The 16382-nt window shown below is 33.9% G+C and carries 10 protein-coding genes; 9 read left to right on the top strand and 1 reads right to left on the bottom strand.

Going from position 1 to position 16382, the window contains the following annotated elements; genetic code table 11:
- Positions 1–22 precede the first annotated feature (22 nt).
- Positions 23–1723 (top strand): FAD-dependent oxidoreductase, encoded by a 1701-nt coding sequence (locus QTL86_RS11720; RefSeq protein ID WP_410497265.1) that lies wholly within the window; start codon positions 23–25, stop codon positions 1721–1723.
- Positions 1724–1874: 151 nt separating this feature from the next.
- Here QTL86_RS11720 and QTL86_RS11715 read toward each other — a convergent pair whose 3' ends face one another.
- The gene (locus QTL86_RS11715; RefSeq protein WP_127065965.1) at positions 1875–2792 is read right to left on the bottom strand and encodes a copper amine oxidase N-terminal domain-containing protein; all 918 of its coding nucleotides are present in this window, start codon (positions 2790–2792) and stop codon (positions 1875–1877) included.
- 441 nt (positions 2793–3233) lie between these two features.
- On the opposite strand from QTL86_RS11715, the gene QTL86_RS11710 reads away from it, so the two are divergent.
- The 8 genes from QTL86_RS11710 to QTL86_RS11675 all read left to right on the top strand — a co-directional run bounded on the left by QTL86_RS11710 (position 3234) and on the right by QTL86_RS11675 (position 16194).
- On the top strand, positions 3234–5450 hold the full coding sequence (locus tag QTL86_RS11710; RefSeq protein WP_410497264.1) for a glucose PTS transporter subunit IIA: 2217 nt from the start codon (positions 3234–3236) through the stop codon (positions 5448–5450).
- A 181-nt stretch (positions 5451–5631) separates the two neighbouring features.
- Positions 5632–5952, top strand: coding sequence for a pyrimidine/purine nucleoside phosphorylase (locus tag QTL86_RS11705; protein WP_127065967.1), 321 nt, complete (start codon positions 5632–5634; stop codon positions 5950–5952).
- Between the two features lie 293 nt (positions 5953–6245).
- The gene (locus QTL86_RS11700) at positions 6246–9035 is read left to right on the top strand and encodes a calcium-translocating P-type ATPase, PMCA-type (protein WP_410497263.1); all 2790 of its coding nucleotides are present in this window, start codon (positions 6246–6248) and stop codon (positions 9033–9035) included.
- A gap of 360 nt (positions 9036–9395) precedes the next feature.
- Positions 9396–11729: a DUF3160 domain-containing protein gene (locus tag QTL86_RS11695; RefSeq protein WP_410497262.1), complete on the top strand. Its 2334-nt coding sequence runs from the start codon at positions 9396–9398 to the stop codon at positions 11727–11729.
- Positions 11719–12606 carry a hypothetical protein gene (locus tag QTL86_RS11690; protein WP_410497261.1) on the top strand — a complete coding sequence of 296 codons (888 nt, stop codon included), beginning with the start codon at positions 11719–11721 and terminating at the stop codon, positions 12604–12606. The genes QTL86_RS11695 and QTL86_RS11690 overlap by 11 nt, the downstream gene beginning before the upstream one ends.
- 132 nt (positions 12607–12738) lie before the next feature.
- On the top strand, positions 12739–13713 hold the full coding sequence (locus QTL86_RS11685) for a Gfo/Idh/MocA family protein (RefSeq protein WP_410497260.1): 975 nt from the start codon (positions 12739–12741) through the stop codon (positions 13711–13713).
- Between the two features lie 353 nt (positions 13714–14066).
- Positions 14067–15380, top strand: coding sequence for a histidine--tRNA ligase (gene hisS / locus QTL86_RS11680; protein ID WP_410497259.1), 1314 nt, complete (start codon positions 14067–14069; stop codon positions 15378–15380).
- A 133-nt stretch (positions 15381–15513) separates the two neighbouring features.
- Complete coding sequence (locus QTL86_RS11675; RefSeq protein WP_410497258.1) at positions 15514–16194, top strand: lysoplasmalogenase; 681 nt, start codon at positions 15514–15516, stop codon at positions 16192–16194.
- The last annotated feature ends 188 nt before the right edge of the window (positions 16195–16382 follow it).

Raw genomic sequence — 16382 nt, 5'->3', positions numbered from 1 at the left:
ATAAGAAAAGGAAGTGAATGTTATGGGTAAAAAAATAGTCATTGTAGGTGGTGTAGCAGGAGGAGCTTCAGCAGCAGCTAGACTCAGAAGACATAGTGAAAAGGATCAAATTATTATGTTTGAAAAGGGACCTCATGTATCATTTTCAAACTGTGCTTTACCTTATCATTTAAGCAGAACTGTCGAGCCAGCAGGTAAGCTGGTTTTAATGAATCCGGAAAAGTTTTTAAAGCAATATAATATTATAGCGAGGGTTAATGAAGAAGTTGTAGCTATCGATAGAACTAATAAGAAAGTTAAGGTTTATCAGCACTCAACAGGTGAAACTTATGAAGAAAGTTATGATAAATTGATTTTGTCACCAGGTGCTAAACCTATCGTTCCGCAGCTTGAGGGATTAGATACTATTCCTACTTTTACAGTAAGAAATGTAGCAGATATTATAAAACTCAGATCACATATAGAGCAAAATAAGGTCAAAACAATAACAGTTATTGGTGGTGGCTATATAGGTATTGAAGTAGCAGAAAATCTAAGAGAAGCAGGTTATGATATTACCTTAGTAGAAGGAGAAAAACAAATCTTACGCCCCTTTGATGAAGAGATGGTACAAGTTTTTCACAAGGTGCTTACGGACCATGGTGTTCAGCTTTTACTAGGTAGTCCTGTAAGTCACTTTGAAGCTAGAACAGTCATATTGGCTTCTGGAGAAAAGATACCAACAGAAATGGTAGTAATGGCAATAGGCGTTAGGCCTGAAAGTAAGTTAGCCCAGGAAGCTGGTTTAGAAATGAGTCCAACAGGTGCTATTGCAGTTAATGAGAGCTATGAAACCATAGATGATGATATTTATGCCATAGGAGATGCTATTGATGTCAATCATCTATTAACAGGTGAAAAAGCACGTTTAACTTTAGCAGGCCCTGCCCAAAAAGCAGCAAGAGCAGTAGCAGATAATATCAATGGCATAGAAATTAAAGCTAGCGCTTATATGGGGAGTTCAGCTATTAAGGTTTTTGAGTATAATGGAGCTTCTACAGGTCTAAATGAAAACATAATTAAAGCTCAAAAGTTGGGGCTTCATTATGATAAAGTTCACTTTATTTTAAATGATAAAGTAGGCATTATGCCAGACAGCAATCCACTTCACTTTAAACTTCTTTTTGAAGTGCCAACAGGTAGAATATTAGGTGCACAGGCTATTGGAAAAGGGGACGTAGATAAGCGAATTGATGTGATTGCCACAGCTATGAAGTTTAATGCCACAGTTTATGATTTAAAGGATTTAGAGCTTTGTTATGCACCACCTTTTGGAACAGCAAAAGATATTGTGAATTATGCAGGATATATTGCTAGTAATTTATTAGCAGGTGACTTTAAACAGGTAACAGTAGATCAAGTAAGACCACTGCTAGAACAAAATCAAATCTTTATCGATGTGAGAGAAGTAGGTGAATACGAAAGAGGTCATCTTGAAAAAGCTAAAAATATACCACTGAGTGAACTAAGACAACGAACTCAAGAAATTCCTAAAGACAAGCCAGTTTATATTCATTGCCGTACAGGCCAAAGAAGCTACAATGCAGTATTAGCACTGCAAAACCTAGGTTATACTAATGTAGTTAATGTAACAGGGGGCTTTCTAGGACTAAGCTTTTATGAGTATTTTAAGGATCAAGTAGAGCAAAGAAAACCCATTATGACAGCTTATAATTTTAACTAAATAGAAATATAATATGATAAAAGAGTATTCATTTTATTCGGTTATTAAAGTATACAGGTACAAGGCTATTAGAGGCAGTAGAATTCTTATAGTGCTTAAATCATAATACCCCAAAAAAAGAAGGATTCAGGTGAACTGAATCCTTCTTTTTTTACCAAATTTCCGTATCATAACTTGTAAACCATGTAAATAACCCTTTTTTACTACCTGCATAAGTAAGATCTTTATCAGGCATATAATTCATCCAAGTACAAGCAAAACTTGTAATAAGTTTTTGTTTTGTATCAGTTGTTTCGTAGTGAGATAGATCGTAATATCCCCAAAATTTTGCTTCAGGATAAGTAGTTATTAATTCTAAAGCAAGCTGCCCCATATGACTTTGTAGTTGTTTTTTTACATATACGGCTGTATCTGGAGCTGTAAGTGTTAAGTTTTTTAAGTGTGCTATATCTTGTTCTGAAAGCTTGGCGGCTATTTCAAAATCACAAGGATAGTATTTAAGCTTATTTTCATTAACTGTGAGGCTGAAAGTGAGAGGAATGTCACCAGCTACAGTTTGGCAGATACCATATTTATTGGTTAAATCGTTTTGGATGATAAGCTTTGTTTCTTCAGTAAATTGAGGGCTTCCAGGTTGCACAGTTGTAGTAGGTGAGTTGATATCAATGACACCACTAGCATAATTGATATTGCAACCTAATCCTTCAGAAATAGCACGCAAGGGAACCATAGTAGTGCTATTAATTTGAATAGGTGCTAGGGCTAAGGTGATTTGTGTTTCTGAATTAGAAGCGAAGTCTAATTTAGTCATTTCTAAGGATCCCATGCTTAATTGTAAATTAGCCAGGTCACTATAAATGGTAATGGTATTAGTAGCAGGGGACCATTCCACGAAGGCTCCTAATTCTTCACTAATGATACGAAGAGGTACTAAGGTTGTACCATTTTGTGTAATAGGTGCTACTTTACTTTGAATTTCTTTTCCATTAACTTGAATTTTAATAGGAGTAGCCAAAATTGTAGTTGCGGATAATAAGGTAGTTATAAAAAATACCCCTAATTTTTTCATAATGATAGTCTCCTTTAGCTTAATAAGATAACAGGTCTTATGTAGTTAACCTTAAGTTAAATCAAGGTAAAAATATTATACAATATAGGAAAAGTAAAAACAAATAATGAAGGATTTCGTCTTTTAAATGTAATATTTCACATCTTTATTAAGTAAAAAATAGACTTATAAAAAAGTAAGTTTGCATTAGAAAAAACAAGCAGGTAAAGTGAAAAAATAAGCAATATTGCTAAATAAAAAATAAAAATCAAATAATATTATATGTAAATAACATACTAAAATATAAAACAAACAATGTATAAATTGCACTATATAATGTTTAAATAGATAAAAATAGTTGACATAATCGAAGCTAATGATAAAATTAATAGGTAAAAATAAAAATAAGCATGTGCAAAGTGACCATGAAAACGGTTACTTAGCAAAAGTAAGGAGACAAACATGAAAAATAAAGGTATAAGTAAAGTTTTCGGCCTTTTACAACGTGTAGGTAAGGCATTCATGTTACCGATTGCACTTTTACCAGCAGCAGGAATCTTACTTGGTGTAGGTGGTGCGTTACTTAACGTAGCATCTCTTGAAAATCCACCAGCTATTTATCAAGGTCTTATTAGCTTTGTTAATATAGAAGCTGTAACAGCTATATTAACAGTTATGCAAAAAGTAGGTGGAGCAGTATTTGACAATTTACCATTGTTATTTGCGATTGGTATTGCTGTAGGATTAGCTAAGTCAGATAAAGGAACAGCTGGTCTTGCAGGAGCTGTTGGTTTCTTAATTATGAATACAGCTGTTTCAACTATGTTATCTTTAGGGGTAACACCATTAGGTGTGTTAACTCCAGACAATATACCAGCAGAGTATAGCTCATATGTAACAACAACACTTGGTATATTTACACTTAATCTTTCTGTATTTGGTGGTATGATTGCAGGTATTATTGCATCGACGCTACATAACAAATATCATAAGATTCAATTACCACAAGTTCTAGGCTTCTTTGGTGGTTCTAGATTTGTTCCAATTGTAACTTCAGTAGTCATGTTATTCGTTGGTGTACTTTTATCATTTGTATGGCCAGTCGTTCAAAATGGTATTGCAGTTGTTGCAGATCTTGTTAATAATTCAGGTGCCATGGGAACATTCCTATATGGAACAATTGAACGAAGCCTTATTCCAGTAGGTCTTCATCATGTATTCTATACACCATTCTGGTATACAGGATTCGTGGAAGGTACAGTGCATCTTGCAGACGGTACAACAATGTTAGTTAATGGTGCAAACACAGCATACTTTGCACAACTTTCTAATATGTCAGGTTTAGTGGGTGCAGATGCAGCAACTATGGCTGAAGTTGTAAAAGGTACTTCACGTTTCATGGCTGGTAAATTCCCATTCATGATGTTCGGTCTTAGTGGTGCAGCTTTAGCAATGTACAAAAATGCCCTTCCTTCTAAGAAAAAATTAGTGGGTGGTTTACTTTTATCAGGTGCATTAACAGCAATGATTACAGGGATTACAGAACCTCTTGAGTTCACTTTCTTATTCGTAGCACCAGTATTATATGCAGCTCATGCTGTTTTAGCAGGTTTATCATTCATGTTAATGGATATCTTTAATGTATTTGTGGGTATGACTTTCTCTGGTGGTCTTATTGACTTTACACTATTTGGCCTTCTTCCAGCAGGAGCAGGTGTACCAACTAACTGGATATACATTGTATTAGTAGGTCTTGTATTCTTTGTTCTTTACTATGTAGTATTTAACTTCTGTATTAAGAAATTCAATCTTAAAACACCTGGTCGCGAAGAAGATGAAGAAGATGGGAATACAGCATCAGGAGATCAAAAAGGACTTGCTCTTGCGATTCAAGTACTTGAACACTTAGGTGGCAAGGAAAATATTACAAACTTAGATGCATGTATCACACGTCTTCGTGTAGGTCTTAGTGACATTAAGAAGGTAAATAAAGCAGCGCTTAGAAGTTTAGGTGCGGCAGGTGTCATGGAAGTTGGAGACAATGTTCAAGTTATCTTTGGTGGAAAATCAGATGTTATCAAAAATGATATTCTAGATATTATTGAAGGTAAAGTAAGTGCTGAAGCACTTGCAGCAGCAAAAGAGGCTATAGCTACTAAAGAAGATGAAAAAGTAGAAACAAAAGCAGAAGTAAAAGAAAAAACACAAGGAACTAGTGCTTCAGTGGAAATTAAAATGCCATTAACAGGGCGTTTAATGCCTATTACAGAAGTACCGGATCCAGTATTTGCAGAAAAAATGATGGGCGATGGTTTTGCCATTGAACCAACAGATGGAAAAGTTTACTCACCAGTGAGTGGTAAAGTGACAAACGTATTTCCAACAAAACATGCAGCTACTTTTGAGACAGAAACAGGTCATGAAGTACTTATTCACTTTGGATTAGATACTGTAAAATTAGGCGGTGAAGGCTTCGAGTCTCATATCGAACAAGGGCAAGAAGTAAAGGCTGGTGACTTGATTTTAACAGTAGATCTTGAAAACGTTAAGGCAAAAGTACCATCTGTTATTACACCAATTGTTTTCCCGAATCTTAAAGAGAATGAAATAGTTGAGATTGTAAAAATAGGTGATGTAGAAGCAGGTGCTAAAGAAGCTGTTGTAATTAAACAAATATAGAATCAAGTACAAAAAGAGCTGTTATGCATAAAGCGTAGCAGCTTTTTTTGTAGCTGTAAAAAGGCTTAAAGTCAAGGATAAAGAAACTACCTATAATTGAGTAAGGAAAATATTAGATTGAAAAAATGATAATAATAATTTAGAATAGCCTTATTATTTTAAATAACTAAGGAGATTCAAGATGAGCCAATTTGAAAATACAACTATTATTAAGAAAGCAAATGTTTATTTCAAAGGGAGAGTGACAAGCCGTACCGTTATTTTATCCAATGGAGAGAGAAAGACATTAGGTATAATGCTTCCAGGTAACTACACTTTTTCTACAGGCGATAAAGAAATCATGGAGGTTTTAGGTGGCTCTATGGATGTGAAATTACCAAATAGTGATTGTTTTGTTACCTATGGAGAAGGTACTAGCTTTGAAGTTGAGAAAAATAGTAGTTTTGATCTTATTATTAAAGAAGTAAGCGACTATTGTTGTTCTTATGTAAAAGAAAGCTGAGATAACGAATATTTGAATATAAATAGACAAATAATAAAAAGTTGTTGCGAATGAATTTGACTAATGCTATAATAAAGGAAATTTATAGTGTATTCCATAAGGGAGTAGTCGGCACTGAACGTGTGATTAAATCAACATCATGAATTTTATTCTGGTTTAATCTTGAATGGCGAGACTTATATACTTCAAAAAGTGTATAAGTCTCGCCATTTTCATTATAACTTTATAAGAATAAGCTATAAATATAGAAGTATCTAAAAATTCAATGGATTAAAAGGAGTGAGCACAAACAAATGAAATACTTCAATGAAACATCAGAAAGAGTATTAGAAGAGCTCAAGGTAGACTCGGAGCATGGGCTTGCCAGTGGGGAAGCCAGAGCGCGCCAAGAAAAATATGGCAAAAATGAATTTACTCCAGGGGAAGAAGAAACACTATGGGATAATATTAAAGATAGTTTGACAGAACCTATGATTATTATCTTGCTTGTAGCAGCTGCTATAAGTGCCCTTGTAGGAGAATTTGCAGATACTATTGGTATCGTAGTGGCTGTAGCTTTGGGTATTACAATTGGTATTGTAACAGAAGGTAAATCTAAAAAAGCAGCTAAAGCGCTTTCTAAACTAACTGAAGACATTCAAGTAAAAGTAGTTAGAGATGGTAAAGTCACCACTATTTTAAAATCAGATATTGTACCAGGTGATATTGTTCATATTACAACAGGGGACATGATTCCAGCTGATGGGCGTATGATTGAAAATGTTAACTTAAAAGTAAGAGAAGATATGTTAACAGGTGAAGCCGACGATGTTAGTAAAAAAGCAGACCTTGTAGTAGAACTTGAAAGTATTCAAAATAATAAAGGTGAAACCATTATTCAAGATCCAGTGCCAGCTAAACAAAGAAACATGGTATTTGGTGGTACTTTCGTAGCACAAGGTACAGGGAGCTTTGTTGTAACCTCTATTGGTGATGATACTGAGATGGGACGTATTGCACAAAACCTTAATGAAGATGCAGGTGAAACACCACTTCAAATTAAGCTTGGTAATTTAGGGACTACGATTTCTAAGGTGTCAAGTGCAATTGCTGGTCTACTCTTCATCTTCATGACTGTAAGAATGATTATGGATGGTTCAGTGCAACCTGATACTTCAAGCATTACCAGTTTCTTAAGCTCAGTAGATGGTATTAAAACAGCCTTCATTGTATGTATTGCCCTTATTGTAGCAGCTGTACCAGAAGGTTTACCAACGATGATTAATATGACACTTGCTATTACTATGCAAAAGATGGCTAAGATTAATGCATTAGTAACTAAGAAAGAAGCTTGTGAAACAATAGGTTCTATTTCTGTTATTTGTTCAGATAAAACAGGTACACTTACACAAAACCGAATGACAGTAGAAACAGTGTATGTGGGTGGTTCTTATGTAACAGAGCCTCCAAAAGGAACACCATGTTTATTTGACCTTAACTGCTTATTAAATGGAACAGCTGATATTGAGCAAGATGGTAAAGAGTTTAAATACTTAGGTAGTGCTACAGAGTGTGCGCTTCTTTTATATTATCGTGATAGAGACTACCGTGAAGAAAGAAAAAATGCACATATTCACTCACAAATACCTTTTGATTCTAAGCTTAAACGTATGTCTACCGTTATTAAGCATGAAGGTAAAAGTGCAGTACTTGTAAAAGGTGCACCAGAAGTACTTCTTGAGTCTTGTGCTTTTGTTCAAGAAGGGACAGAAATTGTACCACTTACAGAAGAAAAGAAAAAAGCATTATTAGTTGGAATTGAAAAATTACAAGTAAAAGCTATGCGTGCGCTTGGTTTTGCTTTTAAATATTTAACAGAGGAAGAAGTAAGCAGAGCTATTGCAGAAGATGGTACCATTAATGAACCAAAATTATTGGAAGAGCAGTTAGTATTCAATGCCTTTGTAGGTATTCGTGATCCACTTAGAGAGGATGTTATTGAAGCTGTTAAAACAGCAGCTAAAGCAGGCATTACAACTAAAATGCTTACAGGTGATAATATCAATACAGCAAAAGCTATTGGTGCAGAGCTTGGTCTCTTAGAAGGTGGCAAAATTGCCGTTGAATCTTCTTATATTGATACTTTAACAGATGAAGAATTACGTGAAGAAATTAAAAACATTAATATCGTAGCACGTTCTAAACCAGATACCAAAATGAGAATTGTAACAGCGCTTCAAGAAAATGGAGAAGTTGTTGGTGTAACGGGTGATGGTATTAACGATGCACCAGCACTTCATAAAGCAGACGTAGGTATTGCTATGGGTATTGCTGGTACTGAAGTAAGTAAAAATGCTGCAGATATTATTTTAACAGATGATAGCTTTAGCACGATTGTAAGAGGAATACAATGGGGACGTGGTATTTATGAAAACTTCCAACGTTTTATTCAGTTCCAGCTTACAGTTAACGTTGTTGCATTCCTAATTGCCGTTATATCTCAAATCTTAGATCAACCAATGCCATTTACAACGATTCAACTTTTATGGGTAAATATTATCATGGATGGACCTCCTGCATTAGCATTAGGGCTAGAGCCAGTAAGACGTTCTGTTCTTAGCAGAAAACCAGTTAACAGAAACAGTAGTATTATTACCAAGACCATGCTTAAGTCAATTGTTACTAATGCAATCATCATCTCTGCTATTATCTTAGTTCAAATGATCTTTAATCCATTAGGAGCAGATACAACAGTAATGCCTAATGGTGCATCTGAAATGGAAACAGTATTATTTGGTCTTTTTGCATTCTTTGCATTGTTTAATGCTTTTAACTGTAGGGAAATTGGTTCAGCAAGTATTATACCTCATTTCTTTGCAAATACGATTGCATTAAAAGTAATTAGTATTACAGCGGTAGCACAATTAATCTTCACACAAGTATTTACAGATTTCTTTAATGCTGTACCACTAAGTGCTATAATGTGGGGCAAGGTTGTTTTAACAGCAGCACTTATAGTAGTAATCAATGAAATTGGTAAAGCTGTGATTAGGACTTTCTCTTCAAATAAAAAAGAGAAAGAAGTAGCTAAAGTAAACGCATAAAAGAATTAATAAAAGAACTAATGAAAGAAAAGTGCTAGTGTAACCAATAGGGTTCCTAGCACTTTTTGTCTTTTATATTCGTATAAAAAAGACAAAAATGGATATCCTCTAGATGAGGTGAAAAAGGATGATTGTAGTGCAATGGGACTTAAACAAAGTATCAAAGGAATGGTTAGAAGCTAGAGGGTGGAAGTATATTAAACATGTGACTGAAAATTGGGTAGAGATGCGATTAGGATAAGTAAATATTTATTTCAATATTATGAATGAATTCTCGTATAAATGTAATAAAAAATTAACACAAATTATTTGAAGATTTGTTATAATTAATTATCATGCATTTTATGAGGAGGTATTTTTATGAAAAGGCGCTGGCTTTTGCGGATAGGAGCTATAGTTTTAACAAGTATACAGCTTCTATCCCTATTAGGTTGCACTAGGGAGGAACCTCAAACGTTTTCGGAGCTAGTTAACTCCAGTACGAGTAACAAAGAGGCTTTAAAGGTAACGGAAACAGGTTCAATTATGCAGCTTTCAGCTTTACCAGAGAAATACATAGCGGATTACAATTATAAAGATATTACGTGTGTACCACAGGTGGAACAAATGCCTGTAGCAGATGATTTTTCTAATGTCATCAACTTTGATCAATTTGAAGGCTTTACCTCTAATCAATTACAAATGCTTAAAGAAAATGGCTTTGTAGTGATGCAGCCTCAGGCTGAATATCCATACTTAAAATTGCATCAAGTGTATGAAGCAGGACAGTATACCAAGACACCCTTATTTATTACAACTGATGCGGTACTTAACTTATATCATATTTTTTATAGCGAAAGTCTAAAGGGGTTAGAAGCTTCTGAGCTTAATGAGGAACTTAATCGATTTACCGGTATTATGCTCAAAGAAAGTTTGGCTGCATATGAGAATCCGGAGAATGCTAGTATTAAGAAACAGCTTTTGAGGATTACAGCTTGCTATGGAGTAGCTAATAAGCTTTTAGGAGAAAATATCAAGCTTCCCGATGAAGTACAAAGTCTTGTAGATGAAGAAGTAAATTTAATAAATACAGCTAAAGAACTAACTACTTCTCCTATTACAGGTAAAAAGTTGGATTATACCCAGTATACAGTAAGAGGTCATTATACAAATACAGAGAGATTAACTCGTTATTTTAAAGCAATGATGTGGTATGGGCAAGCAGGCTTTGAAATGATTGACAGTAATAGAAAATTTAATTTAGAAAACACCCAACTTTCTTTAATGATGAGTTTACTTATTCTTAATTCAAAAGAAGCTACTGCAAGTTGGGACCGTATTTATACGGCAACTTCTATTTATGTAGGGGCAGCTGATGATTTAACCTTATACGATATACAGCCAGTTATCAAAAAGGTGTATGGTGAAAAGGTAGGTCTACTGAGTTTTATGGATTCATCAAAGGAAACTTCATTAAGAAAAGAAATAGAAGGTCTAAGGACCCCTGAGATCCAAAATAAATTAGTAATAACTCAAGGAGTAGCTACAGGGATGCAGTTCCGTGTTATGGGGCAACGTTATACCATAGATGCTGATATTATGCAAAATTTAATGGAGCCACTTTTAAGACCTGTACCTTCAGGTTTAGATGTGACAGCAGCATTAGGTAGTGAACGTTCTGAAGAATTAGTATTAAAATACTATAAGCCAAATGAAAAATGGGAGAATTATTTACCTACTCTAAAGAACCTACAAGACAAATGTAAAGTACTTTCAAACAAAGCATGGGAAGCAAACTTATATTCAGGATGGGTATGGGCGATTTCCTCTGCTACAAAGTCTTTTGAGAAGATAGAAGGTATGCCAAACTTTATGAGGAATGAAGCGTGGACTGATAAGAGTATTCATACAGCTTTAGGTAGTTACGCTGAATTAAAGCATGATACAGTCCTTTATTCAAAACAACCTGTAGCAGAAATGGGTGGACCACCAGAGAATATGCCTTATATTTATGTAGAACCCAATATTGAAGTTTATGCTAAGCTTTTAAGTCTTACAGAAAATACAATGACTAGCTTATCTTCAAGAAATCTCTTAAGAGATGAGACGAAAGAAGTTCTTGAGCGTATCCAGAAAGATTTAAAAATTATTTTAAGTTGTGCCCAAAAAGAATTAACAAATGAAACCTTTACAGCTGAAGAATATGATCGTTTAAGTTCTTTTGGAGGTATGGTAGATTCAGTAAGTACTCAGCTAGCAAGTATGAATATGTCTATTGATGCAGCTACTACTGAGAATTATACATCTGCTGTGATTTCAGATGTAGCCACAATTTTGGATACCCAGAATTATTTAGAGTTAGGTTCAGGTTTGCCTTATGAAATTTATGTTATTTGTCCTTATAAAGGAAAACTCTTTTTAGCACAAGGAGCTACCTTTAGTTACTATGAATTCCTATCAGATACAAGATTAACAGATGAAGAGTGGCATAAGTTATTAGGAATTGAAAAAAGCATTAACAAGGAATATGGCTTTGAAAGTATTACAATGACTACCCCAACAGAAGGACTTAAAGATTTAGTACCTGAATGGACAAAATCTTTTGTATCTACAGAGCCTAACAAGGTAACGACTACCAGTGTAGAAGTCATTTGGGATGATGCTATGTTACCTGATAATCCAACACCAGGACCAGATGGGTTATATGATTATTAAGCTACATAAGAAAAAGCAGTTAAGTAAAAAACAGTTAAGTAAAAAACAGTTAAGTAAAAAACAGATGGTAAGCTGTTTGATGATAGGAATCATTTTAGTGGTAACGATTGGGCTTATTGTAAAGAGTCTTACAATAAAAGAGATATTAAAAACCGGAGTAGTGGATATAGAAGGTCAGGGTTATACACTTACTTTGAAAAATCATCAGTTGTATGTAGAAAATTCAACGACTAAAGTTATAAGCACTTTGCTAGAAGAGCCTTTGTTAGATATGACCTGCTACGATATGAATCAAGATGGGAAAAAAGAACTTTTAGTATTAACTTTGAATAAGGAATCTTCTAAGGTTAAGGGGAGAAGTTTTGGAAGAGAGTTGCAGTTTTATACATTAGAGGTAGAGAATGAACTATTAACTCCGTATTTAATTTACAAAAATGATATAAGTAGTGTAAATCCTTTTAGTTTAAGAGCAGGCAAATTAGAACCAGGTGAGGCGTATACGAACATATTTGTAGGTGTTTATAAAAATACAAAATATTATAAAGAAGTAATGAATAGGCCGTTTTTCTTTTCATGGAATGGTGAGTTTATAGAACGTAAGTGGACTGGTTCTTATTTATCTCATAATGAATTAATGGATTTAGTGTTCATTGATCTAACAGGAGATGGTGCTGATGAAGTTGCGGTTTTAGAAAAAACACCAGCAGGGACCTATCAAGTTTCTTTATATAAGTGGCTTAATTTTGGCTTTGATTATTTAACGACTAGCAAACAGACTTATCCTCAGCTAGGCTGTTTAAAGTTAGAAAAAAAGGGTGAGCAAAGTAAAATAAAGCTTCAATATTCTAATGGAGCTGAGGAAGAGGTAGATTTTTAATCTATCTCTTCTTTTGCGTAAAAAAGAAATATATATATCTTTAGGATATTGTTTAACAGATAAAAAGACGATATAGTAAAAACAGGGTGACACCCAAAACGGTAATAAAGACACAGGAAAAGAGGGATTGAGATGAAGATTGCTATTTTAGGGGCAGGGAATATTGCAAGTGTTATGGCTAAAACAATAGGTCAAATGGAAGAGGCAAGCTGTTATGCAGTAGCAGCCAGAAATTATACACGTGCCAAAGAGTTTGCGGAGGAATATGGCTTTCAAAAAGCTTATGGTTCCTATGAAGAAATGGTACAAGATCAAGAAGTAGAACTTGTTTATATTGCTACACCTCATTCACACCACTATGAGCATGCTAAGCTTTGTTTAGAACATGGCAAGCATGTATTATGTGAAAAGGCTTTTACAGTTAATGAAAAAGAAGCTAGGGTGCTTATAAGTCTAGCAAGAGAAAAGAAGCTACTTTTAGCAGAAGCTATTTGGACCAGATATATGCCATCTAGAAAACGTATTAATGAAGTATTAGCAAGTGGCATCATTGGAACACCACATACACTTACTGCTAATTTAGGTTATGTCATTGCAGATAAACCAAGAATTATTGAACCAAGCTTAGCAGGTGGTGCTTTATTAGATATTGGTATTTATCCTATAAACTTTGCACTAATGGCCTTTGGTGATGACATAGAAAGTATAAGTTCAGCAGCAGTTTTATCAAATACAGGTGTCGATTTGCAAAATAGTATTACTTTTAAATACAAGGATGGTAAAATGGCTATTTTAAATAGTACAACTTTAGCCTTGACCAATCGAGAGGGTATTATTTCTGGAGATAAAGGTTATATGGTAGTCGAAAATATCAATAACTGTGAACGTATCCGCATTTTTTCTCATGATCGAAAAGAAATTGAGAACTTTATTATGCCAAAACAAATTTCAGGCTATGAATATGAGGTAAGAGCTTGTATTAAAGCAATTAAAGAAGGCAAGCTAGAATGTGAAGAAATGCCACATATAGATACACTACGTGTATTAGAAATTATGGATCAGCTTAGAAAAGAATGGGGTGTTTCCTATCCTCAAGAAGAATGTTAAAAGTTTATTTCAAAAAGAAATAATTAAATGAAATAAGCATTGGAAGTAGTGAAAAATTAAAATAGGTTGAATAAGAGATTGTAATGTATTATAATAAAACATTATATTTAACGGAGGGAAATTATGAATCGGCAATTACTTAATCAAGTACAATTCCATCATCACTAGTAGGGCCTTGACCTACCAATTTTTATTTGGTAGATACAGGTCTATTTTTCGTTAGGCTTGTATCTACAGTGAGGATGGGAAATTCATAATTTCTACCCCTATGAAAGGGACATCAAAGCACTTAGGTAAAAGCCTAGGTGCTTTTTTGTTGAATAAAAAATATTGAATAGAAGGAGAGAAAGATTATGAAAAATAAAATTAAACCATCTATTTTACCAGGTTTTATGGAGCTTACTCCAAAGAATCAACTAATTTTTAATGAAATGATATGTAAATTCATTAAGGTCTATGAAAGAAACGGTTGTTTGCCGATGGATACTCCCGTTATAGAAAAGGAGGATATCTTACTAGCTAAATCAGCAGGGGAAACAGAAAAACAAATTTATCGCATTGAAAAAGCAGATAAAAAACAAGCATTGAGGTTTGATTTAACGGTACCTTTTGCAAGATATGTTGCCCAGTATATGAATGAACTAAAATTTCCTTTTAAGCGTTATCAACTAGGGAAAGTTTATAGAGGTGAGCGTAATCAAAGAGGAAGATATAGAGAGTTTTATCAATTAGATGTAGATATAGTAGGGATAAATAAGTTAGCTATTCAAAATGATGCTCTAGTCATTTCCTTAGCAGCAGAGGCTCTGGAAAGTATTGGACTAAAGGATTATACCTTTCAGATTAATAATAGAAAGATAATAAATGGTTTCTTGGAGCTACTCAAGGTGCCTAATAAAGCTGTGATATTTGGACTAATTGACAAAATTGATAAAATAGGCCAAGATGCATGCTTTAATCTACTGATAGACTATATAGGAAAAGAAAAAGCGGAATATCTAATGAAAATCCTTAATTTTCAAGGAAGTTCTAAAGAAGTATTGAGTTTTCTGAAGACAGTAGTGGATGAAATAAGTGTAGGTAAAGGTAATGAAGTGGAGACGAGGCAGCAGCTATTAGAAGGTATTGAAGAATTAGGAAAGGTAATAGACATTCTGGAAGTATTAGGAGTAGATGAAAGAAACTATCAAATAGCACTTAAAATTATTCGAGGATTAGATTATTATACAGGCACTATTTTTGAAACCGTCATTAATAACTATGAAACGTATGGTTCTGTTTGTTCAGGTGGTAGATATGATGACTTAACACAACTTTACACCGAGCAAAAAATACCTGGAGTAGGGATTTCCATTGGCGTAACAAGACTGTTTTTTGTTTTGCAAGAAATAGGCTTTTGGGTGGAAAAGCAGATAGGCCTAGTCGACTACTTGATTTGTCCATTAGGAGATACGATTAAAACTTGTGTTACAGTGAAAAATAAGCTACAAGCCCAAGGGAATAAAGTGGAAATTTATTTAGAAGAGGGAAATCTTAAAAAGCAGCTTAATTATGCGAACGTACAGGGGATTCCGTATGTGGTTATTATAGGTGAAGATGAAGTAAGTACAGGAGAAATGGTGGTAAAGAATATGACAACAGGGGAACAAAACAAGCAAATGATGTAAAGATGTTTATAGATGTAAAGAACTTTAGAAAAGTATAGCATATCGTTGAATGAATTTTACCTACTGTGCATAGAAATTGATATAGAAATAATAGGCTAGTATAAAAAGTTTTATTATCAAATGGGGGATATTTATGCATTATATTTTATTTTGTACCATGATTATATCATTAGGTGGACTCATTATATCCACTTATATGGGAACTGTACTTTGTAGAAGAATTTTTAAGGCACTTACGAGTTTATTATTTATAGGCACAGCAATGGTAAGTAGTAAAAGAAACTTGGATCATAAAGTATATCACTATTGGATAATAGGTGGTCTTGTACTTTCAACGTTTGGAGATGTATTTTTGGCCTTTTCTGGGAGAAACTATTTTTTATTAGGAGTAGCTAGTTTTATTGTAGCTCATATATGCTATATCATAGCATTTTCTTGTTTGAGAGGAATAAGCAAAGAAGATTTTTTGTGCTTTGGAATCCTACTTATACCTTTGATAATGATCCTATTGATAGGTAAATTTGAATTTAAAGGAATGTTGCCATTGGTAATGGGTTATATGTTTATTATAGGATTTATGGTAGTAAAAGCTATTTCTCTTAAGCGATATTATAAAGATAGTAAAGTGGCTGTTACATTAACAATAGTGGGAGCTTTATTATTTTTAATTTCTGATGGTATTTTATTATTTAAGATATTTGGAGTAGAGGGGCTTCGATATGGGGATTTCTTAAATTCATTAACCTACTATGTTGGTCAAGAATTATTGGCTATTAGCTTGGCGTGGCCAATTGCTATTAGGGAAGAGCGTTAAAATGTGTATCTATTCACTTTTAGAGAAAATCAATAGATATCAATGACAAATGAGCTCTAAACTATTTGATTAAGACGAGTTGATAAGTATATAATATAAGTAATAGTAGAAAAAGTATAACCACTGTAAGGATCAACAAAAAGAGGATATACTATGGCTTACATAACTTAAGATGATAAGGAGTATAA

Source organism: Cellulosilyticum sp. ST5, from assembly GCF_046529625.1.
Taxonomy (GTDB): Bacteria; Bacillota; Clostridia; order Lachnospirales; family Cellulosilyticaceae; genus Cellulosilyticum; species Cellulosilyticum lentocellum.
This window is presented reverse-complemented; position numbering and strand designations above follow the sequence as displayed.